The 25,504-nt window shown below is 71.1% G+C and carries 22 protein-coding genes and 4 pseudogenes; 11 read left to right on the top strand and 15 right to left on the bottom strand.

Annotated elements, in window-relative coordinates; translation table 11 throughout:
• Nucleotides 1-2: 2 nt before the first annotated feature.
• On the bottom strand, nt 3-1,073 hold the full coding sequence (locus tag FNV62_RS49150; RefSeq protein WP_097288161.1) for a zinc-dependent alcohol dehydrogenase family protein: 1,071 nt from the start codon (nt 1,071-1,073) through the stop codon (nt 3-5).
• Between the two features lie 309 nt (nt 1,074-1,382).
• On the opposite strand from FNV62_RS49150, the gene FNV62_RS49145 reads away from it, so the two are divergent.
• Nucleotides 1,383-1,967 carry a hypothetical protein gene (locus FNV62_RS49145; protein WP_143610582.1) on the top strand — a complete coding sequence of 195 codons (585 nt, stop codon included), beginning with the start codon at nt 1,383-1,385 and terminating at the stop codon, nt 1,965-1,967.
• A 126-nt stretch (nt 1,968-2,093) separates the two neighbouring features.
• On the opposite strand, the gene FNV62_RS49140 is transcribed toward FNV62_RS49145, so the two are convergent.
• Nucleotides 2,094-3,599 carry an AAA family ATPase gene (locus tag FNV62_RS49140; protein ID WP_225900666.1) on the bottom strand — a complete coding sequence of 502 codons (1,506 nt, stop codon included), beginning with the start codon at nt 3,597-3,599 and terminating at the stop codon, nt 2,094-2,096.
• A complete protein-coding gene (locus FNV62_RS49135; protein WP_143604499.1) occupies nt 3,592-4,467 on the bottom strand; it encodes a universal stress protein in 876 nt (291 codons plus the stop codon). The genes FNV62_RS49140 and FNV62_RS49135 overlap by 8 nt, the downstream gene beginning before the upstream one ends.
• Nucleotides 4,468-4,498: 31 nt before the next feature.
• On the opposite strand from FNV62_RS49135, the pseudogene FNV62_RS58230 reads away from it, so the two are divergent.
• Together FNV62_RS58230 and FNV62_RS49125 are read left to right on the top strand one after the other, a co-directional pair.
• Nucleotides 4,499-5,218: pseudogene (locus FNV62_RS58230) on the top strand (hypothetical protein); the annotation flags it as partial.
• Between the two features lie 138 nt (nt 5,219-5,356).
• Nucleotides 5,357-5,650, top strand: coding sequence for a dsRBD fold-containing protein (locus tag FNV62_RS49125; RefSeq protein WP_054232071.1), 294 nt, complete (start codon nt 5,357-5,359; stop codon nt 5,648-5,650).
• Between the two features lie 82 nt (nt 5,651-5,732).
• Here FNV62_RS49125 and FNV62_RS56395 read toward each other — a convergent pair.
• Nucleotides 5,733-6,088, bottom strand: a pseudogene (locus tag FNV62_RS56395) (BON domain-containing protein); the annotation flags it as partial.
• 186 nt (nt 6,089-6,274) lie between these two features.
• On the opposite strand from FNV62_RS56395, the gene FNV62_RS49120 reads away from it, so the two are divergent.
• Together FNV62_RS49120 and FNV62_RS49115 are read left to right on the top strand one after the other, a co-directional pair.
• Nucleotides 6,275-7,231, top strand: a complete 957-nt coding sequence (locus tag FNV62_RS49120; RefSeq protein WP_143629867.1) for a pyridoxamine 5'-phosphate oxidase family protein — start codon at nt 6,275-6,277, stop codon at nt 7,229-7,231.
• Nucleotides 7,232-7,329: 98 nt separating this feature from the next.
• Nucleotides 7,330-8,322: an Acg family FMN-binding oxidoreductase gene (locus FNV62_RS49115; RefSeq protein ID WP_313905092.1), complete on the top strand. Its 993-nt coding sequence runs from the start codon at nt 7,330-7,332 to the stop codon at nt 8,320-8,322.
• Nucleotides 8,323-8,406: 84 nt separating this feature from the next.
• Here FNV62_RS49115 and FNV62_RS49110 read toward each other — a convergent pair whose 3' ends face one another.
• On the bottom strand, nt 8,407-8,883 hold the full coding sequence (locus FNV62_RS49110; RefSeq protein ID WP_143629865.1) for a V-type ATP synthase subunit D: 477 nt from the start codon (nt 8,881-8,883) through the stop codon (nt 8,407-8,409).
• A gap of 558 nt (nt 8,884-9,441) precedes the next feature.
• Here FNV62_RS49110 and FNV62_RS49105 point away from each other — a divergent pair.
• Together FNV62_RS49105 and FNV62_RS49100 are read left to right on the top strand one after the other, a co-directional pair.
• Nucleotides 9,442-10,239 carry a hypothetical protein gene (locus FNV62_RS49105; protein ID WP_225900665.1) on the top strand — a complete coding sequence of 266 codons (798 nt, stop codon included), beginning with the start codon at nt 9,442-9,444 and terminating at the stop codon, nt 10,237-10,239.
• 77 nt (nt 10,240-10,316) lie between these two features.
• Nucleotides 10,317-10,697: pseudogene (locus tag FNV62_RS49100) on the top strand (transposase); the annotation flags it as partial.
• 329 nt (nt 10,698-11,026) lie between these two features.
• Here the strand turns inward: FNV62_RS49100 and FNV62_RS49095 are convergent.
• Both FNV62_RS49095 and FNV62_RS49090 read right to left on the bottom strand, forming a co-directional pair.
• Complete coding sequence (locus FNV62_RS49095) at nt 11,027-11,524, bottom strand: HPP family protein (protein ID WP_097288156.1); 498 nt, start codon at nt 11,522-11,524, stop codon at nt 11,027-11,029.
• A 16-nt stretch (nt 11,525-11,540) separates the two neighbouring features.
• Nucleotides 11,541-11,828 carry an SHOCT domain-containing protein gene (locus FNV62_RS49090; protein WP_143605814.1) on the bottom strand — a complete coding sequence of 96 codons (288 nt, stop codon included), beginning with the start codon at nt 11,826-11,828 and terminating at the stop codon, nt 11,541-11,543.
• A 1,419-nt stretch (nt 11,829-13,247) separates the two neighbouring features.
• Here FNV62_RS49090 and FNV62_RS49085 point away from each other — a divergent pair.
• Both FNV62_RS49085 and FNV62_RS49080 read left to right on the top strand, forming a co-directional pair.
• A complete protein-coding gene (locus tag FNV62_RS49085) occupies nt 13,248-13,706 on the top strand; it encodes a cyclic nucleotide-binding domain-containing protein (RefSeq protein ID WP_143629863.1) in 459 nt (152 codons plus the stop codon).
• A gap of 26 nt (nt 13,707-13,732) precedes the next feature.
• Nucleotides 13,733-14,383 (top strand): CBS domain-containing protein, encoded by a 651-nt coding sequence (locus FNV62_RS49080; protein ID WP_097288152.1) that lies wholly within the window; start codon nt 13,733-13,735, stop codon nt 14,381-14,383.
• A 93-nt stretch (nt 14,384-14,476) separates the two neighbouring features.
• On the opposite strand, the gene FNV62_RS49075 is transcribed toward FNV62_RS49080, so the two are convergent.
• The 8 genes and pseudogenes from FNV62_RS49075 to FNV62_RS49040 all read right to left on the bottom strand — a co-directional run bounded on the left by FNV62_RS49075 (nt 14,477) and on the right by FNV62_RS49040 (nt 24,086).
• Complete coding sequence (locus tag FNV62_RS49075) at nt 14,477-15,079, bottom strand: hypothetical protein (protein ID WP_143629861.1); 603 nt, start codon at nt 15,077-15,079, stop codon at nt 14,477-14,479.
• A 35-nt stretch (nt 15,080-15,114) separates the two neighbouring features.
• Nucleotides 15,115-15,819 carry a CBS domain-containing protein gene (locus FNV62_RS49070; RefSeq protein ID WP_143610575.1) on the bottom strand — a complete coding sequence of 235 codons (705 nt, stop codon included), beginning with the start codon at nt 15,817-15,819 and terminating at the stop codon, nt 15,115-15,117.
• 182 nt (nt 15,820-16,001) lie between these two features.
• Nucleotides 16,002-17,762, bottom strand: coding sequence for a GAF domain-containing sensor histidine kinase (locus FNV62_RS49065; protein ID WP_186003179.1), 1,761 nt, complete (start codon nt 17,760-17,762; stop codon nt 16,002-16,004).
• Nucleotides 17,763-17,989: 227 nt separating this feature from the next.
• Nucleotides 17,990-18,420 (bottom strand): annotated as a pseudogene (locus FNV62_RS49060) (universal stress protein); the annotation flags it as partial.
• A 248-nt stretch (nt 18,421-18,668) separates the two neighbouring features.
• A complete protein-coding gene (locus tag FNV62_RS49055; RefSeq protein WP_143604490.1) occupies nt 18,669-19,550 on the bottom strand; it encodes a universal stress protein in 882 nt (293 codons plus the stop codon).
• Nucleotides 19,551-19,678: 128 nt separating this feature from the next.
• On the bottom strand, nt 19,679-20,497 hold the full coding sequence (locus FNV62_RS49050) for a universal stress protein (RefSeq protein ID WP_186003178.1): 819 nt from the start codon (nt 20,495-20,497) through the stop codon (nt 19,679-19,681).
• A 28-nt stretch (nt 20,498-20,525) separates the two neighbouring features.
• A complete protein-coding gene (gene ppdK / locus FNV62_RS49045; RefSeq protein ID WP_143629859.1) occupies nt 20,526-23,156 on the bottom strand; it encodes a pyruvate, phosphate dikinase in 2,631 nt (876 codons plus the stop codon).
• Nucleotides 23,157-23,177: 21 nt separating this feature from the next.
• Entirely contained in the window at nt 23,178-24,086 is a 909-nt protein-coding gene (locus FNV62_RS49040; RefSeq protein WP_143629857.1) for a universal stress protein, read from the bottom strand.
• 198 nt (nt 24,087-24,284) lie between these two features.
• Between FNV62_RS49040 and FNV62_RS49035 the strand changes: the two genes are divergently transcribed.
• On the top strand, nt 24,285-24,749 hold the full coding sequence (locus FNV62_RS49035; protein WP_054232051.1) for a Crp/Fnr family transcriptional regulator: 465 nt from the start codon (nt 24,285-24,287) through the stop codon (nt 24,747-24,749).
• A gap of 28 nt (nt 24,750-24,777) precedes the next feature.
• Nucleotides 24,778-25,440, top strand: coding sequence for a CBS domain-containing protein (locus FNV62_RS49030; protein ID WP_143604488.1), 663 nt, complete (start codon nt 24,778-24,780; stop codon nt 25,438-25,440).
• Nucleotides 25,441-25,504 lie beyond the last annotated feature (64 nt).

The following is a 25,504-nucleotide window of genomic DNA, read 5'->3' as shown; positions in this document are numbered from 1 at the left end:
TGTCAAGGCGTCCTGATCGTCAGGGCGTCGTGCTGCGGACCGCCCAGGACGACCTTGAGCGCACCGGTGTCCGCGGCCCGCGCGAAGACCTCGTACGCCTCCTCCATCGCGTCCATCGGGAAGGTGTGGGTGACCAGGGACGACGTGGGGAGTTGTCCGGCGGCCATCATGCGCAGCAGGGTGGGAGTGGAGTACGTGTCGACCAGGCCGGTGGTGATCGTCACGTTCTTGATCCACAGGTCTTCGAGGTGGAGTGTCGCGGGCTTGCCGTGCACCCCGACGTTGGCCACGTGCCCGCCGGGCCGCACCATGCGCGTACACGCCTCGAAGCTCGCCGGCACCCCCACCGCCTCGATGACCACGTCGGCCCCGAGTCCCTCGGTGAGGTCGGCGACCAGCTGCTCCGCCTCGTCCCCGGCCGAGGCGACGGCGTCGGCGCCAAGGCGTTTGGCGGCGTCCAGCCGGGCCGGGGCCAGATCCACGGCGATGATCCTCTCCGGGGTGTAGAATCGTGCCGTGGCGATCGCGGCGAGCCCGATCGGCCCCGCCCCGACCACGACCACGGTGTCCGCGGGCCGTACCCGCCCGTTCAGCACGCCCACCTCGTAGGCGGTGGGGAAGATGTCGGCCAGCAGCACAGCGTCCTTGCTGTCCACCGCGCCGCGCAGCGCATACGTCGACAGATCCGCATGCGGTACGCGGACGTACTCTGCCTGCGTGCCGTCGATCAAGTGGCCGAGGATCCAGCCCCCGCCCGCACGGCACTGCCCGTACGAGCCCTCCCGGCAGTAGCGGCAGCGGCCGCACGCCGTGATGCACGAGACCAGGACACGATCACCGGGGCGGACCATACGGACGTCGCTTCCCACTTCGACGACCTCCCCGACGGCCTCGTGTCCGAGCACCGTTCCCGGGCGCACCTCCGGTAGGTCGCCCTTGAGGATGTGCAGGTCGGTTCCGCAGATCGTGACGGCGTCGACGCGGACGATCGCGTCGGTGGCATCCTGGATACCGGGGTCCGCGACGTCCTCCCACGCGGACTTTCCGGAACCGTGGAACACGAGTGCTTTCATGACGACCCCTTTCTGGGCCAGGCGGACGCCGGTGGCGGGGGACTACGGCGTGCGAGCGCCCCGTTGCGCGCGACCACCCCTCCTGGTCGACTCGCCGACTCCGAGGCTGGTGGGACGCCGCTGCGCGGCCCTCCTCACGCGCGGGTTGGCCTTGCATGTCCAGCCTGAGGGCGACGACGCCCGTCCGCTTGGGCCGATCGGTCCCCATTGCGGGACCGAGCGGGGGCGCGATGCCGCCTGGTCGGCCCCTGCCGCCGCGCGTTCCCCAATGGCACCGTCCAATCAACGGCGATGAGGAGGTGCGGTCGGATGCGCAGGACCAAGCGTGTGAGGCAGCTGCTCTGGCGGTGGCGGAGCAATCCGTTGCGACGGCACGACGACCTCGTCGAGGCCTGGGTCGTGCTGGCCATCTGGCTGGTCATGGTGATCGGCGGCACCCTGACCGGCCTGCTGACGGCCCATGCCGCCGACGCGTCCTTCTCGCGGCTTCGGCACGAGCGGCATCCGGTCCAGGCCGTCCTCGTCGCGAGCAAGGCCCAAGCGGTGGGGATCGGGGCGGATACCCCCTACGACCGGGTCCGAGCGACGGTCCGCTGGACGGCGACGGACGGCTCGACCCGTACCGGTCAGGCCATGGTGGACTACGGCCACCGGGTCGGCTCGAGGGTCGTCGTCTGGCTGAACAGCAAGGAGCAGCTCACCACACAGCCGCCGACCGCCTCGGCGGCCGCCGCCGAGGCAGCCTGTCTCGGTGTCGCGGCCGCTGTCGCTTTCGGCGGCCTGGCCTTCGCCGCCGGGCGCGTCGCGCAGTGGCGGCTCGACCAGCGGCGCTACGACCAGTGGGGGCGTGAGTGGGACCAGGTCGGACCGCAGTGGCGGCGCAAGACCACGTGAAGCGCGAGAAACGTCCTCGCCGTGACGCTCATCGCCGCCGTGACCATGGTGTTCACCGACAAGTACCCGAAGGATCCGTACGACCTCGTCCTGAGCCTCGGCCGCTGGGTTCTCCGAGTCGCCTCTTCAGTCCGGCTCCATGTAGGGGCGCCGGAAGACCGGGGCCTGGCTGATGGCGTAAGGGCGTACGGCCGCCAGCGCCCGGACCACCGCGGCCTCCAGGGGGCCTCTCGTGTCGATGACGACGGCTTCTGGCCAGGGCGGTTCCGTGGTCGCCATCGTGGCGGCCACGTCGAGGTCGGCGTCGGATGCTCCGCGTGCGCGGGTGGTCAGGCGGGCCGCCGCGACATCACCCGGAACCTGGCAGTGCAGGGCCACGAGGTCGGCGCCTGCCTGTTCGGCCATGCGCAGGGCGGCTTCGCGCTGCCGCGCGCCGGTCCAGGTGGCGTCCAGGACGACGGACTCGCCGTCGGCCAGCAGGGCGGACGCGCGATCGAGCAGGGCCGCGTAGGTCTTGTCGGTCCACTCCGGTGTGTAGAGGCCCTCTCCGTACCCGGCCGACGCGGGCTCCTCGGCCGGGATGCCCGCCAGCTCCTTGCGGACGCGGTCACTGCTGAGCAGGGTGACGCCCAGCCGGTCCGCGAGGGCGCCGGAGAGCGTGGACTTCCCGCTGCCCGGAAGTCCACCGACGAGCGTCAGGCCGACAGCGGACGTACGAAGGTGCCGCAGGGCCGTCGCGATCAGTCGACGTGCGGCCCCCTCCGCGCCGGGCGCGCCTTGGCGCGCCTGGATGAGCGCGACCTTGGCACGGACGAACGCGCGATAGGCGACGTAGTGGTGCCGGAGGGAGGACGGCGCCGGGTCGCCGGAGTACTCGCTGTACGCGGCGAGGAAGAGTGCCGCCGCCTCCGGGGCACCGAGCTGTTCCAGGTCCATGGCGAGGAAGGCGGCGTCGTCGAGGCCGTCGACGTAGCGCAGCCGGTCGTCGAACTCCAGACAGTCCAGGACGCGTGGGCCGTCGTCGAGGCAGAAGATGTCGTCGGCGAGCAGGTCGCCGTGCCCGTCCACCACCCGCCCCTGTTCGATGCGCATGTCGAACAGCCGTTTTCGGCCGACGAGATAGCGGCGCACGAGTCGCTCGACGTCTTCCACGCCCTCGGGCACGAGACCGTCGTCCGCCAGTGCCCGGACCTGCGCGAAGCTCGCTTCCCATCGTGCCGCGAGGGCATCCCGCGTCCCCTGCTCGTCCACGTCCGGGGTGCGGGGGGAGTCGGCGTGCCGGGTGGCGAGCAACCGGGCCACGGCCCGCAAGGCCTCGTCCACGGGCGTGCCCTCCCTCACCAGCCGGGAAAGGCGACGCTCCGCCGGCATACGGCGCATCACGACGAGGGGTTCGGGCGTGTCCGTCTCCGGGCTGTGGAATTCGCCCAGGCCGAGGTAGACGTCGGGGGCGAAGCGACGGTTCAGCGTGACTTCCCGCTCGCAGGTGGTCCGGCGCGCCACCGCGGTGGTGTGGTCCAGGAACCCGAGGTCGACCGGTTTCTTGACCTTGTAGGCGCGATCCCCGACGAAGAACACCACGGCGGTATGGGTCTCGTGCACCTCCGCGCGCGGGCCACCCGGCTCAGTCATGAGGGACGACGGCGACCGGGCAGCGCGCGTGGTGGGCAGCGGCCTGCGTCACGGGGCCCAGGCGTGGTGCCGGTCCGGGGAGGTGCTTGCGTCGACCCACGACCAGCAGCCCGGCGCCGTCGGCGGCCTGCATCACGGCCTTGGCGGGGCTTTCGAGTGCGACGTGGTCTTCCACCTCCACACCTGGGAACTTCTCGCGCCAGGGGCGCAGGGCCAGGCTCAGGTGCTTGTGCGCGTCCTGCGTGATCTCTTCGGCGACGGCGTGGTCCGTACCCCAGGGCACGTGCGCGTGAAGCGGCAGGCTCCGGCCGTGGACGGCCCGAAGCGGCACGCCCCGCGCCGCGGCACTGACAAAGGCGAATTCGAGCAGGTCGTCGGATGGACCGTGCAGTTTCAGAGCCACGACTACGCCACCCGCCTTACCCGGAGCGGGCCGTGACCCCGCTTCGCGGGTTTCCGCGCGCACGAGGACCACCGGGCGATCGGCCCGTGCCACGACGGGCATGCTGATGTCACCCAGGAAGTAACTCCCGACGGCCCCGATCCCGCGCGAGCCGAGCACGGTCATCTCCGACTCCGATGCCGCTTGCAGCAGGGCGTCCTGGGCGTCTTCGGCGACCAGATTGCCGACGATCGAGAGGCCCGGGTGGCTCGCCTGGAGCTCCGCCCGCGCGTTGTGCACGATCCTCTTCGCCCAGTAGTTCTGATCCACCTCCGCGGGGGCACGGGCCGGTTCCGGCGTCAGCAGGGGCCATGCGTGCAAGAGACGCAGCGAGAGCCGGCGCCGCTCGGCCTCGTCGGCTGCCCAGTGGCCGGCGGCAAGGCTCTCGGGTGAGCCGTCGAGGCCCACGGTGACCACTGGCTCCATGGTGACTACCTTCGTCTCGTAAGAAACCGGAATGACCGTGAGCGGGCCCACTTGCCCCCTGCTCGATCGTCTGCGCCGACGCGCCGAACACGGTTGCCTCTCACACCTTTCATCCGAGGAGTACCCGAAATCCGCTCGCGGCGCATGCGGACTCTCCGGTGCGACGGGTCGCAGGGGTGAGCCCGCCGGTGCGTGGCCCGGATGGCCGCCCGCCGGGGACCTTCGGCCCTATGACCGGGGTTCGCCGCCGTTCGACCGTGGTGGGGAACGGAGCGGGACCGCCCGCGTGAAGCCGGGCCCGCTCATGGGCGAACCCGAGTGGTCCGCGCGCCTGCGCCAGTGCTTGGGCGAAGCCCCCACCGGCGGCGAGGAGTTGGCGTCGATGTCCGCTGCGACGACCACCGATCTGTACGAAGTGACGATGGCGATGTCCTGTCCGCGGGAGGCGACGACCGGACCGGCGACCTTCAGCCTCTTCGTCGGCGACCTGCCGTCCGACCGCGGTTTCCTCGTCGGTACGGGCCTGGAATCGGCGCTGGACTTCCTGTCCGGCTTCCGGATCGGCGCCGAGGACGCCGACGCCATCGCCACCGTGCGGCACCACCCGCCCGCCGACGTGGACACGCTGCTCGGCCTCGAGTTCACCGGACAGGTCCGAGTGGTGCCGGAAGGACGGATCGTCCTCGCGGGAGAGCCCCTGCTGGAGGTGACCGCTCCGATCCCGCAGGCCCAGCTGGTCGAAACATACGTGCTCAGCCAGGTGACCTCACCGACCGCGTCCGACACCGCATCGAGGAAGAGACCCTGGCCAGGACGACCGGTGGCCGCCGGCATTCCGGGCGAGTTCCATCCGGACCGGACCGGTCCGTACGAAGGTGAGGAGAAAATGATGCTGCATACGGTGGAATGGAAGGTTCGCCTCTATCTCTCCGAGGACGACGAGGGAACGACCAAGGCACGTGTCGTTGTCAACACCGGAACCACGACCCTCACCGGCCACGGGGCGGCGCGCTGCAACCCCGCGGACGCCGAAGTGCCCGAGATCGGTGACGAACTCGCGGCGGGCAGGGCCATGCACGACCTCGGCCAGCAACTGGTCAGCACCGCCGAGCGCGACATCCAGGACCTGGGCGCGCCCGGCACCGGGCGAAGTCCTCGACCGGCAGCTGGATGGCCCGTGTGACGGACGTCGGCGCAGCGGGCTCGCATCGACCCGGGCCACGCACACGCCCGGTGCCTGGCGACGACGGACATCCACCTCGATCTCATGTGCCCGAGGAGCGCGAGTCGTCGTTCCGGCAGGCGATGTGCGCAGAGACCGAGACGACGCCGTCAACGCTCCGTCACAGCCGCTCGATGACCGGGATCAGGCCTTGGAACTCGACGGATCCGCCCAGGGTCAGGTGCCCCTGACACACCTCGACCGTCACCTCCGAGGAGGCAGGGCCGGCCGCCCGCCGCAGCACGTCCCCGGTCTTCTCGTCACGGATGGCGTCGTCGCACCGCGAAAATATCCGTCGCCGTCGCCGCGGCTGACGATGCCCCGCAGCCGTTCCGTCTCATCCACCACGGGCGGTCGCTTGACGCCTTGGACGGCCATGAGACGGGCCGCCTCGACCACTCGGTCACCCGTCAACCGTGTCTGGAACCGGCCGCCACCGGGTGCGGCGCTCGACACCTCTTGAGGGGCCGGTCGGCCGGAGAACAGTCCGTTCGGCACCCCTGGTCGGGCTGCTCGGGCCATGCGGCGGAGCCTGTGCGCGTGGCACGTTGGGTACGGCACCATTCTGAGGAAGGGGCGGCGACCATGCGAGCTCACCTCGGCGATCAACTCGTTGTCAAAAGCCCGGCCGACGGCGCCACCAGACGCGACGGCGAAATCGTGGGGCTCCATCACGAGGACGGAACCCCTCCCTACGACGTGCACTGGTCGGACACGGACGAGGTGACGCTCGTGTTCCCCGGGCCCGACGCGCACATCCGTCACCTCGAACACAGGACAGGGGGGAGCCCTGACCCGGTTTCCCCTGACGTGGGTTCCCGGCCGAACTCGGACGAGGCACGTCAGCGGACGGGTGCCGGGTCCGACACGCCACCGCCGGAGGGGGCGTCCCACGCCGGTGACATCGGCCGCCGCGTGGCCGCCGAACGCCGGCGACAGGGACTGACCCGGGCGGAGACAGCCCGGCGCGCCAAAATGGCGCCGCAGTACCTGGCCTACCTCGAAGAGCGGTCGGCCGACCCGAGCCTGGCGAGTCTCGTCAGGCTGGCCGCCGCGCTGGGCACGTCCGTCGGGGCGCTGCGCGGGAGCGGAATCGATCTCCCGGCCGGCCGGGGCCAGGCACTCCTCGATCCCCAGCTGCGGGACCTCGGCCCGGACGAGTGTCGCGCCCGGCTCTCCACACACGGCCTGGGGCGTGTCGCGGTGTCGACCCCCGGCGGCCCGGCGGTCGTTCCGGTGAACTACGAGGTCGTCGACGACGCGATCGTCTTCCGGACCGCGCCGAACTCGGCCCCGGCGGCAGCCGTGGGAACGGACGTCGCCTTCGAGGTCGACCATGTGGACGAGGCCATGAGCCAGGGCTGGAGTGTGCTGGCCGTCGGTCCCGCCCGGGCGGTCACCGAGCCCGAGGCGGTGCGACGGCTGGCCGATCACGCCCACAGCAAGCCATGGGCGGGGGGCGAACGCGAGCTGTGGGTGTCGATCAGGCCCACACAGCTCACGGGGCGTCGCATCAGTCCGTCCGATCGGAGCGGGCACTGACTGCGCTTCCGCCTGCGGGCGTTTCGCCCCGAGCGTCCCGCGACAGTCCAGGAGCGGGCCCCGCCAAAGGGTTCGCCGATCTGCGAAGGGAGGCACCAGTGAGCCAACGAGCACTCTCGCCGGAGCGTGTGGCGACCCTGGTCCGCGACGCCACGGCCGCGCCGTCGATGCACAACGCACAGCCGTGGCGATTCAGCTACTTCCGGGGCAGCCGCACGTTCCATGTGCGCGCCGATCTCGCCCGAGCCATGCCCCACACCGACCCGGACACCCGCGCCCTCCACCTCGGCTGCGGTGCCGCGCTGCTCAACCTGCGGGTCGCGGTTGCCCACGGGGGCTGGTACCCGGCGACCCGGCTGCTGCCCGACCTCGCCGACCCCGCCCTGCTCGCGACCGTACAACTGACCGGGTTCGGAAGCGGCGAGAGCGACCTCGTCGCGCTGTATCCGGCGATCCACCAGCGGCACAGCAGTCGTTTCCCGTTCGAGGAGACGGAGATACCCGAGGCCGTGCGGACGGCGCTGAGCGACGCCGCCCATCTGGAGGGGGCGTCACTGTCCTTCGCCACCGCATGGCATCTGGAGGAGGTGCTGGAACTCGTCGAGGAGGCCGAGGCACGCAATCGGACCGATCGCGGCAGCGACGAGGACCTGGCCACCTGGACCCGTATCGGCACCCCATCGGTGATGTCGGCCGCTGACGGGGTCCCGGAGTACGCCTTCGGGCCGCGCAAGCGCGGCGGCAAGGCTCCGGTGCGCGATTTCGCGGGCGCCAGGTCAGTGGCGGGCCGCACCGCGACCGCATTCGAACGCTCCCCCCAACTCGCCCTCCTCAGCACCTCTCGCGACCACCCGGAGGACTGGCTGCGTGCCGGTCAGGCCATGGAGCACGTGCTGCTGCTGGCCACCCTCGAAGGTCTGTCCAGCTCGTTCGTCACTCAGGCCCTGGAATGGCCGGACCTGCGCTGGCCGCTGCGAGACCCGTTGTCGGGCTCCGCCCATGTACAGATGGTTCTTCGCCTCGGCTACGGGCCCGGGGGCCCCGGCACACCACGCCGCCCGGTACCGGAGGTACTCGACATGCAGCCCTGAAGGTCGGTTCGGCACTCGACGTCCACGACACCTTCCATGGCCCGGACGAGGCACGCGTCATGGCCCGGACGAGGCACGCGGCGTTCAGCGCCGGGCACTTCGGTCTTCGGACGGTCCATCCCGCTCGGTCTGCCGTTCCATTCCCTTCAGGACCTGAGCGGCCCACCGCCGCCGGACCGAGTCCTCGTGCTCGCTCTGCTCCGGAGCGAGGTCCACGTGGGCCAGTGCCTCCTGCGGGCGCGGGATCCAATGGCGCCGGAGCGCGCGGACCCGCCGGCTCGTGCTCGCCACCTCCGCGCCGACGATGCGGGCGGCCGCCCGTGCGCAGGCGTGGTCGGTGGCGGCCCGTACCGCTTGCCGGTAGGCGGCCTCGGCGTGGACCAGGGCGGTGTTGCCCGGTGTGGCTGCGCTCGTCGGGCGTGCGGGGACCGTGCACGAGATCCCCGAGGGGCGGCGCACCCCCATGGACGCGGTCCAGCGGACGGTGACGTCCGCCGGAGCGAGACCGGCCGCCGCCGAGAACAGGGCGTGCTCCCCGCTCAGGACAATCCCGCGCGACAACCAGGTCTCGGCCTCCCCCAGCTCCGCGCGCGGCGACGGCCAGGCGGTGCAGCAGATGCTGCCGGCCGGCCCGCGCGGGCGGAGTACGGATGGGGGCCACCGCGTTCACCCCCGCTCCGCGCCGTGCGCGTCCAGCAGCGCGGACGGCAGCATGGCGAGTTGATCGCGGCCAGGGTGAGCAGCACCCGCCAGGCGCTTTCCAACGTCTCGTCGAGGGTCCGCAGTTCGTCGCGCCGCCGGTCCACGAAGCGCCGCAGGAAGGCCTCGTCGAAGTCGAGATACCGGCGGTCGGTCGGGCACTTTCCCGCGGCCTGACCCCCACGGCAGGCCCTCGCCGTCGCGTCGTCGGCTGTCCAGCGCCTCCAGTCGTCGTGGTCCTCCTCGCGCTGGTGTGCCGCATCCGATGCATGGTGATGGAAGTCGTGTGCCGGTCGTCGGCGGGTGTGGGCCGAACGGCCCACGACACCGGCCACCTGCCCGCGGAAGGCTGGAAACCAGACAGTCGGCGGCCCCGGTCCGGCGGTCGTCGACAGGAACCCGACCGCAGAGGTGAGGACCATGATCCGTGGACATGCACGTGTCGCCGCCGCGGCGGCCCTGGCCCTCGCGGGCGCCGTGGCCATCGGCGGGTGTGGCGGGAACGGCAGCACCTCCATCGGTGGGCCCGCCAGTCCTCCGCCCGCCGTCTCGGTTGGCCCCACCGTGCCGGGCGGCGGCACACCGACCGTTCCCGACGGCACTCCCTCTCCGGCCGGGCCCACCAGCGGGTGGGGACCGGACATGTGGAACGGAAATTCGGGTTCCAGCATGATGGGCGGCGGCGGGGGCTCATGGGGGCCCGGCATGATGGGCAACGGCATGATGGGCAACTGGTGGCTGCCAGGCAACGGCACCCGGGTACAGACCCTCGACCAGGCCCGCCAGCGGGCGACGGCGTTCGCCGACCGGCTCGGCCTCCGGGTCGGCGAGATCATGCAGTTCTCCCGCAACTTCTACGCCGAACTGCGGACCACCGACGGCCACCCGGCCACCGAGGCCCTGGTCAACCCCACCGACGGCGCCGTACAGATCGAGTACGGGCCCGCGATGATGTGGAATACCGACTACGGCATGCACTACGGCAGCCGAAGCCAGGCCCGGATCTCGGCCACACAGGCCCGGAGCATCGCCCAGCAGTGGCTCCGCGACCACGGCAACACACTGACCGCGGGCGACCCGGAGCCCTACCCCGGCTACTACACCCTGCACACCATGCGGGAGGGGAAGATCACTGGCATGCTGTCCGTCAATGCCTCCAACGGCCAGGTCTGGTACCACACCTGGCACGGCACCTACATCGCCACCAGCCAGCGGTAATCGCGGTTTGATCGCCGGGGTCCTCCGCTGTCACCTCGGACTCCCCTTCCGCAAACCCTGGAGGCTGTGGCTGTGGCAGGCAACTCACTCACAAGCAATGGAAGTTGATCGATCCGTTCCTGCCGAGAGGTGAATACGGCCCGTACCTCGAGCGGCTGCGGAAGCAGTTCGAGAGGGTGATCTGGCGGTTTCGCACCAGCCAGTGGCGGGAGACGCCGGGTGAGTTCGGTCCGTGGGCGACGGTCCACGGCCGCTTCCGGGTCTGAAGGGATGCCGGCGACTTCACCGCATTGCCGGACGGCGTGATCGCCGAGGCCGCCCGCCAGGGGAGGACGGATCTGTCCCTGGTCAGCGTGGACTCCACCACCGCCCGCACCCATCACGACGCCGTCGGGATGTGCATCGGCAAGGAGGTCATGGACGCCCTTGAGGAAGCCGCCGCCGAGCAGTGGCGGGCCGGGCAGTAGGGGGCGGCCCGCCAGAACAAAACCCGTCTGCCAGTCGGCCGTCCGTGGTTCCAGCCTCACCCAGGGGCCTCACTCTTGCGAAGGAATCAGCAGCCCCGACCGATCGGCGGAGGTGACCCTGGACATGACTCGCACCACGGCAAAGTACGACGCTCGGCGCAGCAAGGGCAGGCGGCCGGCACCGCGTCCGTCTTGCCGAAGTGCTCTCGGCACACTGGCTACAGACCAGACGTCCCATCCAGCCCCCACGAGGACGATCAACGCCTGCCCTCTGTGCGTATTGGACCTACTCGTCCCTAGCTAGGAATCGGCGCGCACCTTCAAGGAATGGGAATACCGTGTTCCCGCTCCCTTCGACGAGGTGGCAGCCCAGGCAGCGTAGGTCGTGCGTGCGGCGTCTCCTGCGCCGACTCAGTGTGCTCGTGCAGACCAGCAGCGGCGGCCACGAAGTCGTGCGCCGTGAGCAGGCCGATCAGTCGGCCTTGTGGGTCGGTGACCGGCAGCGCGTCCATGTCTTCCTCCGTCATCACGGTTGCAGCGCGGAGCGTCGACTCCTCCGGATGGACCGTGACCGTGCGGCGCCCGTGCACGAGGTCACGCACCGTCCGGCAGGACAATGTCACCGCGGGGTCCGCGCAGGCGACGGCGAGCTCGGCGCGGTCCAGCACACCGGCGCAACAGCCGTCCTGGCGGACCACCGGCAGATGACGCTGCCCGGACCGCTCTACCACCTCCCAGGCCAACAGCAGCGTCTCGTCCTCGCTGATCGAGTACGGCGCCTCGTTCATCAGGGCACCCACAGACAGCCTCTCGTCCACGACTGCCTCCTTCCGGTCAGCGTTGGCTGGGCCGGGGCCCGGATCCAGTGGTCTCCCGCAAAACGGTCAGACGGCGGTGGTATTCGTCCTCGTCGATCTCTCCCCGGGCGAAGCGTTCTGCCAGGAACTGCTCGGGCGACGGCCCAGGAGGCCGGGCATCGGAACGGTCACCGCTCCCTCCCGGCCTCGCCAGGGCGCGGTACAGGAGGACGCCGAAGGTGATAATCAGGGCCCAGAAGAGGATCGTGCCGACGGACATGGCGAACCAGCCCCATCCGCCGACATCGTGGTCGTACCAGAACATCACGGTGACTCATCTCCCTCCAGGGCACCGCGAGCCAGGGGCCGGTGCCTGCGGCTTTCGAAGTGTCTGGTTCTCACGCTCGCCCAGACCGTGCAGCACGTCATGAGCCGGTGAGGCCAATGCAAGGGACCGATGGGCCCTCATCGCCAAGAGGGGGATGAACAGGATCTGCTGCCCGGGGAGCACGTGAGCCGCGAGTGGCAGCTCGGCCGGGCGGGCATGGGTGCTCGTTACCGCGGACGATCACGGAGTCCTTCGCGTGGGACTGGGACAGGCGGGATATGACAAGCCGGGCGTCGAGCCGGGCCCGTGCGGCCCGCCCGGCCCCTCGCTCGCGCCGCACACCGTCCTCCGCCTGCACTTCACACAGGAGGAGAGCTACTTCTCGCCGGCCGAGTGCACCGACTCTCGCGGATGGCCTCGGACCTGCCTCAGCTGACCGATGCCGACCTCACCCAGCGCTCGCCGGCCCGGCCATGCACGGCGTGGCCGACGACTGGCTGCACAAGCTGTAAAGAGCCGGCGGGACTCACTGTCCTGCGGCGGAGTCGGAGGACAGCGCGCGACGGATCCGGCGCTCTGGGAGCCGACCGCCTGCTCGTGACCGTCGGCCTATGGGTCGGACGGCCCTCGAAAGTGGGCGGGACAGCCTGTCGGCCGGAGCTGGTCGCCCCATGGTGGACAGGCGCCCCCGCACTCCTCGCGGGCCCGGTCCTCAGGACCTGCGGACGCCGTCGGGGCGGCCTCTGCCCGGCTGAGGGTTCCGCGCATGGTCACTCTCGACCAAGAACTCGCTGCCCGTGACCGTGCCGACACCGCCAAGGAACCTGAGGAGCGCGGGGCGTGACCCGCCGAGTGGCTGTGTTGCGGAGCGGGGAATCGCCGTGGTCGTGGTGTCGACTCCTCGTGTGTGCAGCAGGATTGGGGCCGAACGACACTGTTGCACCGGCGGTAGAACGTGCTGTGCTGGTGGTGGCGGGAAGGACCCGTTGGAGACGCGGAGAAGCGGCTCGCAGCCGCGCACCGCGCAATCCGGATCCGCGAGAAGCGGATGGCCCTTCCCGTCTCGTCATGCCGTGGCCGCGTGGGTCGCTCCGCGTGCCGCGGCGACCCGGTGCCGGACGATCCCGTCCTCGCGCCGTGTGACGAGGACATCCCCACGGCGGCGACAGACGGTGACAGACCTGGTCCGGGTAAGGTGCCGGCGACCTCGACGGCGTAACGCTGGAACGGGTCGCCGACCGCGACGCTCGTGGAGACGCTCATGGTGACTTCCCTCCGGGCGGGTGCCTCCAGCGTGTGGGGCGGCGATGCCGGCTCGCAGGGACCGAAGGGCCCTGATCGGATCCGAGCGGCCTGTGGTGGCGGGGCCTGTCCGCGTTCACGCTGGAAGCAGAGACCATGAAGGGAACCGGTGTGATGACTTCCGCCACCACCATGACCACGGCCTTGCGCACCGCGCACCGCGACAGCCTGATGCGCCTTGCCCGCGAGGTCTCCTTCGATGCGGGTAGTCGCCTGTTCGAGGAGGGTCGGCGCGCCGATCGCTTCTGGATCGTGCGGACCGGCACCATCGCCCTCGACCTGTACGTGCCCGGCCGCCGTCCCGCTGTCATCGAGTCGCTCGGTCACGGCGAACTGGTCGGCTGGTCCTGGCATTTCCCGCCATACCTCTGGCAGCTGGGCGCCGAGGCGATGAGCCCGGTGCGGGCCTGGGAGTTCGACGCCGAGGCGGTCCGGTCGATGTGTGCCGAGGACGCCGAGTTCGGCCGGGCGATCGCGGTCTGGGTCGGCCGTGTGGTCGCCCAGCGGCTGCACGCCTCCCGGGTCCGGTTGCTCGACCTCTACGCCCCCTACGGCAGCCGTGGCCTGACATGACCGCCCGGCCTCAGAAGGAGGACAGCATGGACAGCAGTCCGCACCGGGTGAGTGACGTGATGACACGTGCCGTCGTCGCGGTGGGCCGCAAGGCACCGTTCAAGGACGTCGTCGAGCGCATGGAGCAGTGGCAGGTCAGCGCCCTTCCCGTGCTGGAGGGCGACGGCCGGGTGATCGGAGTGGTTTCCGAGGCCGACCTGCTGCCCAAGGAGGAGTTCCGGGACAGCGACCCGGACCGGTTCACCCAGCTGCAACGGCTGTCCGACCTGGCCAAGGCCGGGGCGGTGAGCGCGGAGGAGCTGATGAGCACCCCGGCCGTCACCGTCCACGCCGACGCCACGCTCGCCGAGGCCGCACGCATCATGGCCATGCGACATGTGAAACGTCTGCCCGTCGTGAACGCCGAGGGCGTTCTGGAAGGGGTCGTCAGCCGCGGGGACCTGCTCCAGGTGTTTCTGCGCCCGGACAACCATCTCGCCGACGAGATCCGGCGCGACATCGTGGACGTCCTCTTCCCCGCCCCGGTCGAGCCCGTGCACATCATGGTCACCGAAGGCGTCGCGACCCTGACCGGACGAGTTACGGACGCCGCCCGCATTCCGCTTGCCGTCCGTCTCGTGCGGGGCGTCGAGGGAGTGGTGGGCGTGGACTGCCGACTCACTGCCGCCGACGGGTAGCACCCGCGCAACGAGAACAGCTGCCCTGGCAATCAAGTGCCCTGGCAATCGCGGTCGTTGGCGGCCGGCCTGTTGTCCGTACGGGCTCGGCGTTCAGCCTTTGCCCCCGCTCAGGTTCCCCCACCGAGGTCCGACCTGCTTCCATTCCTTGTCCCATGCGGCCATGCGCCGCCGGACGAGCCGGCTGCGAACCACCCATCCAGCGGTCCAGACCGCGGCGCCCGCCGAGGGTGCCACGAGGGCTCCGGTCAGGGCCGCCTGCAGGGTGGCCGCCGCACCCGTGACGGGTGCGGACACCACGCGACCCGTATGGTCCGTCCATACGGTGATCCGAGTGCCGGCCGGAGCACCGGGGAGCACCTTCGCCCGGTCGGTGTGCACGGCTCCGTCCGCTGTCGTCCAGCGCACGACCGCCCATACCCGGCCGTCGTCGTATCCGCTCCCGCCGAGCGCCGTCCTCGCCGCGTCGTCGGTGAGGACGGCGGACACGGTGTGGACCTGAGCCTGCCGCGCGGCGAACGCCGAGTCCGTCGCCTGGGCCGCGGCCGCGCCCGCCAGGGTCCCGCCGGAAAGGGCACAGATCCAGGTGGCGAGCACGATCCACGCTTCGACGACATCGCTGTGCCGTCGGAGCGGGTTGCGCCGCCAGCGCCACAGCCGTACGGGTTTCACCGTCATGGGAGGTGTCTGCGTCATGGTCGCCGCCTCCTCTCACCGGACGTCGGCCGCCGTCAGGTGGAGGCCGACGTCCGGCGCGTGTCCGGCAGGCCAGGGACGGGGTCCGGATGGCTCGCCGGACCGGTCAGCGCGCACTGCACGTCCACCACGCCCTCGACGCCCCGCACCAGCAGGGCGGCGAGCGGGACGAGCGCGGTGTCGTGCACCAGGCCCGAGAGCGTCACGACACCGTCGCGCACCTCGACCCGGAGCGCTTCGGCGTGTGTACCGAAGAGCGGTTCGACGACCTCGCGCCGAACCTCCTCGGCGATGTCCTCGTCATCCCGCAGGAACACCTTCAGCAGGTCGGAGCGGCTGACGATCCCCTCGAGCACGCCATCGTGCCCGACGACCGGCAGCCGCTTGACCCCGTGGCGTGCCATGATGCGCGCGGCGCGGGCGAGGGTGGCGTCGGGTGTCACGGTGACGGCTGGGCCGGTCATCAGCTCGCCGGCTGTCACCGCGCCGGCCTTGTACACATCGGCGGGATGCTGCAGCTGGCCATACCGGTCGAGATCACTTCGGCGGTACTCCTCCTTGGGCAGCATGTCGGCCTCGGAGACGACACCGACGACGCGTCCGGCGTCATCCAGTACCGGGAGAGCGCTGACCCGCCACTCCCGTATGGTCTTCACGATGTCCTTGAAGGTCGCTCCCCTGCGCAGGGCAACGACCCTGTGGGTCATCACGTCGTCCACCACAGTCGGAGTGCCGTCCATGGCGTCCTCCATTGGTTTCGGATGCCGTCCTACGACACCTCCAGCCTGAGGCAAGGGACACGTTCACGGCATGGGCCGAGTGGCCCGTCTTCCCGGTCCCTGTCACGGGACCGACCGGGGTTACGGCGCGGCCGGTGACGCTGTCGTGCGAGGGGTGTCCGCGCAGTTCCGGAAGGCGATTCCTACTCGACGGGCAGCGGAACCCACCAGGCCAGCAGCGTGCCGCCCCTGTCGGGGCTGCTCACCTCGAACCGGCCGCCCAGCTGCTCCGCTCGCTCGGCCATGTTGCGCAGTCCACTGCGGCGTCCGCCGGGCGTGATTCCCACACCGTCGTCCGAGACCGTCAAAGACGCCTCGTGGCCGTCAGTCGTCAGGACCACCTGGGCCCGGCCGGCGTGGGCGTGCCGTGCGATGTTGGTGAGGGCCTCGGAGAGTACGGCCATCACGTGGTCGGCGATCTCACGTGGCACATCGGTGTCGACGAGGCCTTCCATGCGCACGCTGGGAGTGAAGCCCAGCGTCGGGCTCGCCTCGCCCACCGCGCGGACGACGCGGGCCCGCAGCCCGCTGTGGGCCGTGCCCTCACGCGCCCGCAAGCCGAAGATCGTCGATCTGATGATCTTGATTGTCTCGTCCAGGTCGTCGACGGCTCGCAGCACCCGCCCGGCCGCCTCGGGGTGCTCGATGAATCGGCCCGCGCTCTGCAGCGTCATCCCGGTTGCGAACAACCGCTGGATGGCCAGGTCGTGCAGGTCCCGGGCGATCCGGTCGCGGTCCTCGAGTACCGCGATCTGCTCGGCGTCCTGTCGGCGCTCGGCCAGTTCCATCGCGATCGCGGCCTGCGCGGCGAAGCCCTGCAGCATCTCGGTCTCCCTCTCCGAGTACGTCGGCCGACCCGTCTCCCGCGCCAGCAGGACCACGCCGCGAACACCGTCTTTCCCTGTACCGATGGGGACGGCAACGGCAGGGCCGAGTCCGCCGAAGCGTGGAGGCTCCGGGCAGATCCGCGGATCCCGGGTGACGTCGTCGCTGGCGATCGGAGCAGCGGCGGAGTAGGCCAGTCCCATCAGGGTTTCGTGCATGGGCAGCACCAGCCCGCGGTGTTCCTCCGCGTCGACACCCACGGCGATCTCCACGGTGAGCGACTTGGTGTCCTCCATCGGCATCGCGACCGCGGCCAGTGCGGAGCCCGAGATCGTCCGGGCACGTTCCGCGATCAGGCCGAGAGCCTCGGCCCGCCCGCTGCCGGACATCAACAGGTGGGTGATCTTCGCGTTGGCCCGCAGCCAGCGCTCGCGCAGCCGGGATTCTTCGTACAGGCGGGCGTTGTCGATGGCCACGCCGGCCGCCACGGCGAGTGTGGCGAGCAGCGACTCGTCCTCCTCGTCGAACTGCAGCCCGCCGCGTTTCTCAGTCAGGTACAAGTTGCCGAAGGCCTGGCCGCGGACTCGGATCGGGACCCCGAGGAAGCTGTTCATCGGCGGGTGGTTGGGCGGGAAGCCGTACGAGGCCGGATGCTGGGAGATCTTCTCCACACGGAGCGGTTCCGGGTGGCGGATCAGTTCGCCGAGGATGCCGTGACCCTGCGGGTAGGGCCCGATTTCGGCGATCTGGTGCTCGGTCACGCCGACCGTGTGGAAGGCCGACAGGGTCTGGCCGTCGGGGCTGATGACTCCCAGAGCTGCGTATCCGGCGTTCACGAGCAATGCGGCCGCCTCCACGATGGAGTGCAGCACGTGCTCCAGCTCCAGCTCCCGGCCGACGGAGAGCACCGCCACGAGCAGGGTGTGCACGCGGTCGCGGGTGCCACGGGCCGCGTCGATCCGGGCCTGCAGTTCCTCCAGCAGCTCGTCGAGCCTCAGCTGCGGCAGTCTTACGCGGGGCTGCTCGGGGCATGCCACATCGTTCCTCCTGGTCCCCTCGGCAAGCCGACCCGGAACCATCGGATCGTTCCGTTTCCACGGTATCGGTCCCCGGTGGAAGGCGGTATTCCGAGAAGATGGTCGGCCCTCCCTCGAAGACGCCGCGCACATCACCATGGCTCAGGCAGCCCTGGGGCAGCTCGGCCCACCCGCAGGCCCGACGGCACCTCCCCGACGGCCCTGTTCCGGCGCCCTTGAGGCGATGGACGGGCTGCCGGTCACCATCCGGCTGCTGGACCCGCCCGGCGTCAGCCGTGCGCTACGACGGCGACGGGGGTAGTGATGTGGTGCAGGGCGGCATGGGTGACATGGCCGATGTGAGCACCGAAGGAACTGGTGCGGATACGGCGGCCGACGACGGCCAGGGAGGCGTCGTGGGCGGCGTTGACGAGCACCTGCGCGGCACTGCCGCACCGGCTCTCCTCGATCACCTCGACGCCCGGGAACTTCCGCCGCCAGGGTCCAGCAGGGTGTCGTCCGGGTGATCGATGTCGAGGCCGAGCACCACCGGCCTGAAGGGCGTCGCCGTGGACGGCACGCCCGCCGGGTCCATCGTGGGCTCGTCGGCGGCCTGTTCGCCCGCCCGCACCAGCACCACTGGTCGTTCCGCGCGGGCCACGACGGCCAGGCTCACCGATCCGACCATGAACCCACCGATCCCGCCGAGCCCCCGCGAGCCGGGACCTGCGTAGGCCGCGCAGCTGTCAGGGGAAGTCCACTCGGCCCCGCGCCAGGCTCGGATGGCCCCTGCCCCGGTGCGGCGCGCGGAGCACACGCCGGAGACGGCCCGCCACGGCCAGGCCGACCGATCCGAGAAGCGGTTCCTTGAGTTCACCGCGGCCGCGCGATCCCGTCACCAGTGCGAAGGCATCATCGCCCTCGCGCACGAGAACCTCCGCTGCTTCGCCCGGAACGACGTGTGCCCGGTCAGTCGTGCGGCACCACCGCCACCGGGGCGGCGGCATGGTGCAGGACCGCTTGCGTCACCGGTCCGATGTGCGGACCGACCGGCGTACGCCGGTTGCGACGCCCGACCACGACCAGTGCCGCGTCCCTGGAGGCGTCGACCAGGTGGGAGCCCGCGCTGCCGACCACCGCCTGCTCGTTCACCTCGACGCCGGGGAACTTCTCCCGCCAGGGCCGCAGTACCTCGATCATGTTGTGCCGGATCTGCGCGTGCAGTTCCGCGTTGAGGTCGAGGTCGAAGGCTCCGCCGTAGCCGTAGGAGGACGGCAGACTCCATCCGTGGACGACGCGAAGGTTCCGACCGCGCCGAGACGCGGCTTCGAACGCGAAACCGATCAGGGAACCGTCCGGGCGCTCCAGGTCGAGGCCGAGCACGACACCGCCCTTCAGGTGGTCGTCCGAGACACGTTCACCGGCTCGTACGAGGACGACCGGTCGCTCGGTCCTGGCCACGACGGCGAGTGCCACGGAGCCGACGATGAACCCGGTGACTCCGCCAAGGCCCCGGGACCCGAGTACCAGGAGATCGGCCTCCTCGGCGGCGGCCAGCAGCGCGGTGACGGGCTGCTCCGGGATCCGTTCGGCAGAGATGTGCAGGCCGGGGTGGCGTTCGGCAAGACGGGCGGCGGTCTCCCGCGGCAGGCGCTCGGCCCACTCGCTCCGCGGGTCGTCCATGGGCGGCACGGAGGCGCCCGCGAGCGGCGAGTACGTGTAGGGCTGCCACTGCCAGGCGTGCACGAGGCGCAGGGGCGCGTCGCGCAGCAGCGCCTCGTGGGCGGCCCAGTCTGCGGCTGCGAGACTCTCGGGCGAACCGTCCAGACCGACGGTGACGTTGCGGGACATGTGCGGACCTCCTCAGGGGGATGTGACTCAGTCTCCGGGTGGCAGGCTCACGTCAGGAGGGGCCGCAGGTCCCGGCCCGGGGCCGAACGGCCCATCCGCACGTGCCCCGTTCTCCCGCGAGGGTCCGTTCAGACGATCGCGACCGGGCAGTGGGAGTGGTGCAGCAGGGCGGTGGTGACCGGGCCCGGTTGGGGGCCGATGCGGTGGGCGTGTCCGTGGGTACCGACCACCACGACGGCGGCTTCGCGGGTCGCCTCCAGCAGCGAGTGCACCCGGCCGGAGTCGCATGTGCGGAACTCCACCTCGACCTGGGGATAGCGCTGCCGCAGCCCGGCAACCGCACGGCGCGGTACAGCCTGTTCGGTCGGTACTCGCACGACGGCATCGTCCCGCCCCCGATCCGCGGGAACCAGGGCCGGTGGTGCGAGTGCCGGGCGCCGGGAGGCCGCGGCGTCCAGCACACTCAGCCGGACCCCGCGGCGCGCCGCCTCCGCGAAGGCGTATGCCGCGGCATCCGCGTCGGCGTCACTTTCCATGCCGAGCAACACCTCACCGCGGCGGGCTGACTGGTGGTTCCCCCGCACGACGAGCAGCGGACCGCGCGTCCGCGCGGCCAGCCGCAGACTCACCGAGCCGAACAGTAAGCCGGCGACACCGCCGAGCCCCCGTGTGCCGACCACGGTGAGTTCAGCGCCCCGACCGTGCTGAGCCAGCGCCTGGACCGGTCCGCCCTCGAAGGCGGAGGCCGTGACGGGCAGGCCGGGGTGCCGCCGGCGTACCCGGGCCGCCGCGGACGCCAGGACCGGCCCGGCCTCGTCGAGGTCGGGCACGGCGTACACGATGTCCAGCAGGGCGCCGCGCAGCACCGCTTCCTCGGCGGCCCGGTCCAGCGCCCTTACGGCGATGAGCGTGCCGTCCACGCCGACGGTCACATGACGGGTGGTCATGTCTTTCCCTCCCCTTGGTCGGTGTTGTCTAAATGGCCGCTGACGCCCCGTCGGCCCGGTTCGCCAGTGCCGCGCGGCCCGCTTCCAGGCGGGCGGCGGGAACGCGGAACGGCGAGCAGGAGACGTAGTCGAGGCCGGTGTCGTGGAAGAAGTGGATGGAGTCCGGGTCGCCGCCGTGTTCGCCGCAGACGCCGATCTTCAGGGTCGGGTTCGTCGCGCGGCCCTCCTCGACGGCGATCCGGACCAGTCGGCCGACGCCGTCCCGGTCGAGGGTCTCGAAGGGCGAGGTGGCGAAGACGCCCTGGGCGAGGTAGGCGGGGAAGAAGGACGCCTCGACGTCGTCACGGGACAGTCCCCACGCCGTCTGTGTCAGATCGTTGGTGCCGAAGGAGAAGAAATCGGCGGCCTCGGCGATCCGGCCGGCGGTCAGCGCGGCACGGGGCAGTTCGATCATCGTGCCGATGGGACAGTCGACCGTGAATCCGGAAGCCTTCGACACCTCGGCGAGTACGCGCTCCGCTGCCGCCCGTACGAGCCGCAGTTCCTCGACCGTGCCGACCAGCGGAACCATGATCTCGGCCCGGGGGTCTCCCCCGTCCCGCAGCCGCTCCACGACGGCTTCGGCGATCGCCCGTACCTGCATCTCGACCAGCCCGGGGACGACGAGTCCGAGGCGCACGCCGCGCAGCCCGAGCATCGGGTTGCTCTCGTGCATGCGCTCCACGGCGGCCAGCAGGCGCCGGTCGTGCGCGGTGGGGTGGGTGGCGACACGGACGGCGAGTTCGGTGCGGTCGGGCAGGAACTCGTGCAGCGGTGGGTCGATCAGCCGGATCGTCACCGGCAGCCCGTCCATCGCGGCCAGGATGCCGGCGAAGTCGGCCCGCTGGAGCGGCAGCAGCGCGTCCAGGGCGGCGCGCCGCCCGGTCTCGTCCTCGGCGAGGATCATCGCCTCGACCAGGCCGCGCCGCTCGCCGAGGAACATGTGCTCGGTGCGGCACAGTCCGATCCCCTCGGCTCCGTAGCGGCGCGCGCGGGCCGCGTCCTCGGGGGTGTCGGCGTTGGCGCGCACCCCCAGGCGGCGTACGGAGTCGGCGTGTTGGAGGGTGCGGGCCACTGCGTCGGTCAACGCCCCGTCGCGTTCCCCGGTGTCCAGGAAGCGGCCCACCGGCGAGTCGGTCAGCGGCAGTGCCCCGAGGTGGACCGTGCCCGCCGTGCCGTCCACGGAGAGCACCGTGCCTTCGGCGAGCACGGTCCGGTCGGGGGCGGTGAGCGTCCGTGCCTCGACGTCCACCGTCAGTTCCTCGGCGCCGCACACGCACACCTTGCCCATGCCGCGCGCCACCACGGCCGCGTGGCTGGTCTTGCCGCCACGGCTGGTGAGCACGGCCTCGGCCGCGACCATCCCGGGCAGGTCGTCGGGGGTGGTCTCCCGGCGTACGAGGATCACCTTCTCCCCCGTCGCGGCGCGCCGCACCGCCTCGGCCGAGTCGAAGGCGATCGCTCCGACTGCGGCGCCGGGGGATGCGGGGACGCCGTGGGCGAGCGGCTTCGTCTCGACGTGTGCTTCGAAGCGGGGGAACATCAGGCGGGCGAGCTGTGCGCCCGAGACCCGGGCCAGCGCCTCGTCCTCGCCGATCAGTTCCTCGTCGACGAGTGCCTCGGCGATACGGAAGGCGGCCTCGGCGGTGCGCTTGCCGACCCGGGTCTGGAGCATCCAGAGCGTGCCCCGCTCGATGGTGAACTCGATGTCGCACAGGTCGCGGTAGAGGTGTTCCAACGTGCCCATGTGGTCGATGAGTTGCCGGTACGAGGGCGGGTCGAGCCGTTCCAGTTCGGCGAGTGGCACGGCGTTGCGGATGCCGGCCACGACGTCCTCGCCCTGGGCGTCCTGCAGGTAGTCGCCGTACACACCACGGGCACCGGTGGCCGGGTCGCGGGTGAAGGCGACTCCCGTGCCGGAGTCCGGACCGAGGTTGCCGAACACCATGACCTGGATGTTGACGGCGGTGCCCAGGTCGTCGGGTATGTGTTCGCGGCGGCGGTAGAGGCGGGCGCGCTCGCTGTTCCAGGAGCGGAAGACCGCCCGGATCGAGCGGTACAGCTGCGCGCCGGGGTCCTGCGGGAACTCCTCACCCGTCGCGTCCCGGATCACCTGCTTGTAGTCCTCGACGAGCCGGGCGGGGTCGTCGGTGCTCCCGCGCCGGTCGAACAGTCCCGGGGCGATGCCGAGCACCGTGCGGCCGTACATCTGGAGGAGGCGGCGGTACGAATCCCACGCGAAGCGCTCGCTGCCGGTGGCCTTGGCGAGTCCGAGGACGGATGCGTCGCCGAGGCCGATGTCCAGGATCGTCTCCATCATCCCGGGCATCGAGAACTTGCTGCCCGAACGGACGGACAGCAGCAGGGGGTTGTCACGGCCGCCCAGCTCGCGTCCGGTGCGTCGTTCCAGCTCCACCAGTGCGTGCGCGACCTGGCCGGCCAGTTCTCCCGGTTCCTCGCCGGTGGCCAGGTACTCCCGGCAGGCGTCGGTGGTGACGGTGAAGCCGGGCGGTACCGGCAGTCCCAGCCGGGTCATCTCCGCCAGGTTGGCTCCCTTGCCGCCGAGCAGGTCCGCCATGTCACGGCCGCCCTGGGAGAACTCGTACACGTAGCCGGCCATCTGTCTCATCCTCCGGGCTGTTCAGGCGTGCGGAACGACGGCGACGGGGCAGGACGCGTGGTGCAGTACGGCATGCGCGACGGAGCCGAGGTGGGTGCCGAGCCGGGTCTCGCGCACCCTGCGACCCACCACGAGGAGGGCCGCGCCGGCCGAAGCGTGGATCAGTTCGCCGGCCGCCCGCCCTTCGGTGACGGTCTCGGTCACGGCGACCTCGGGGAACTTCTCGCACCAGGGGCGAAGCGTCGCGACCACGGCGCGCTCGTGCTCGGCGAGCAGCTCGGGGCCGTTCTCGGGGGCGAGCCTGTCGATCGCCGCGTAGGCGGGCGGACCGCTGAAGGCATGGACCACGCGCAGCGGGGTGGCACGGCGTCGGGCGGCGTCGAAGGCGAACTCGATCAGTTCGTCGCAGGGCCGGGCCGTGTCGAGGCCGAGCACGATCTCGCGGTACGGGGTCTCGGGTATCTCGTCGGGGGAGATTCCGTCCACCGCCGAGAAGTGCTCGTCGGCGGTGCACTCCCCCGCCCGCACCAGCACCACGGGGCGCGGCGACCTGGCGACCACCCGCTGTGACACCGATCCGGTCAGGAAGCCCGCGACGCCGCTGATCCCGCGGGAGCCGAGGACCAGCAGATCGGCCTCTTCGGCCGCCGCGAGCAGGGCCCCGACCGGTGCGTCGGCGACCGAGTGGGTGATGACCTGCAGGCCGAAGTGTGCGGCGCGCATGCTGTCCGACGTCTGCGCCAGCATGTCCTCGGCCCACGACCGCTGCGACATGTCCGCGGGGACGCTCGGGGCCGGCCGCGGCTGCCACTCCCAGGCGTGCACCAGGCGCAGCGCCGTACCTCGGCGCATGGCTTCCCTGGCCGCCCAGTGCGCGGCGGCCAGGCCTTCGGGAGAACCGTCGATCCCCGCGGCGACGTGTCGAAGCATGGTCCGCACCTCCTGCGTGCATGCCGGTGGATTCCTCTTCTCCCATCGAGCCTGATACCGGGCCGTGTCCGGGTGCAGGGGCCGGGCAGGCCCTTCCGAGGGGCCCTTCGGCCCATGGTGGAAGGGGGGGCGGGAGCAGAGATTGGAGGTGGCAGGGTCGCGCTCCTGGAAGAGGAGCTCGAGGCAGAGGACACGATCATGAACGCTTCCCCCACTTCCAGCATGCTGCGGGCATTGCCCGCCGAGCACGGCGAGCGGCTGATGCACGTCGCCCGGGAGGTGTCGTTCCCGCTGGGAACCCGCCTGTTCGAGGAGGGCCGGCGAGCGGACCGGTTCTGGATCATCCGTACCGGCACGGTGGCCCTCGACATGCGCGTGCCCGGCCGCCGCGCGGCCCTCATCGAGACCGTCGGGCACAACGAACTCGTAGGCTGGTCCTGGCTGTTCGGACCGCACACCTGGCACCTGGGCGCCGAGGCCACGAGCCCGGTGCGCGCGTACGAGTTCGACGCCGAAGCCGTCCGCGAGATGTGTCAGGCCGATCCGGCGCTGGGAATGGCCGTGAGTCAGTGGGTGGGAGACACGGTCGCCCGCCGACTGCGGTCGGCCAGGACCCGGCTGTTGGACATGTACGCGCCCTACGGCAGCGGAAGTCTCAGCTGACCACGTCGCAATCCACCGAGGAGGCACCGTGCACGGCACCCCGCACATCGTCAGCGACGTGATGACCCACACCGTCGCCGCCATCGGCCGGAAGGCCAACTTCAAAGAGATCGTGCAGTTGATGGAGCAGTGGAAGGTCAGCGCACTGCCCGTCCTGGAGGGCGAGGGCCGGGTGATCGGCGTGGTCTCGGAGGCCGATCTGCTCCCCAAGGAGGAGTTCCGCGACAGCGATCCGGACCGGCACACGCAGCTGCGGCGGCTCTCCGATCTCGCCAAGGCCGGCGCCGTGACAGCCGAGGACCTGATGACGGCCCCGGCCGTCACCGTCCAGGCGAACGCGACTCTCGCGCAGGCCGCACGGACCATGGCGCACGCCAAGGTCAAGCGGCTCCCCGTCGTCGACGACATGGGCCTGCTGGAAGGCGTCGTCAGCCGCGGCGACCTTCTGAAGGTGTTCCTGCGGGGCGACGAGGACATCGCCGAGGAGGTGCGCCGCGAAGTGGTGTCGTATCTGTTCCGTGCGCCGTCGGCACCCGTGCGGGTACAGGTGCAGGACGGGGTCGTCACCCTCACCGGGCGTGTCCGGGACACCTCGTTGGTGCCCGTGGCCGCGCGCCTGGTGCGGTCCGTCGAAGGCGTGGTGGACGTCGAGTTCGAACTGACGGGGCCGTCCGGGCAGCAGGAGCGGTGACCGGCGGTCGATTCCAGGACCGCTCTCAAGTGGGGCCGGTCGGCCCTAGTGCGTTCGGCCCCGG

Origin of the sequence: Streptomyces sp. RLB3-17, assembly GCF_007113425.2 — a bacterium.
Lineage (GTDB): Bacteria > Actinomycetota > Actinomycetes > Streptomycetales > Streptomycetaceae > Streptomyces > Streptomyces mirabilis_D.
The sequence above is the reverse complement of the archived record's forward strand: the minus strand, read 5'-3'. Positions and strand labels throughout refer to the sequence as shown.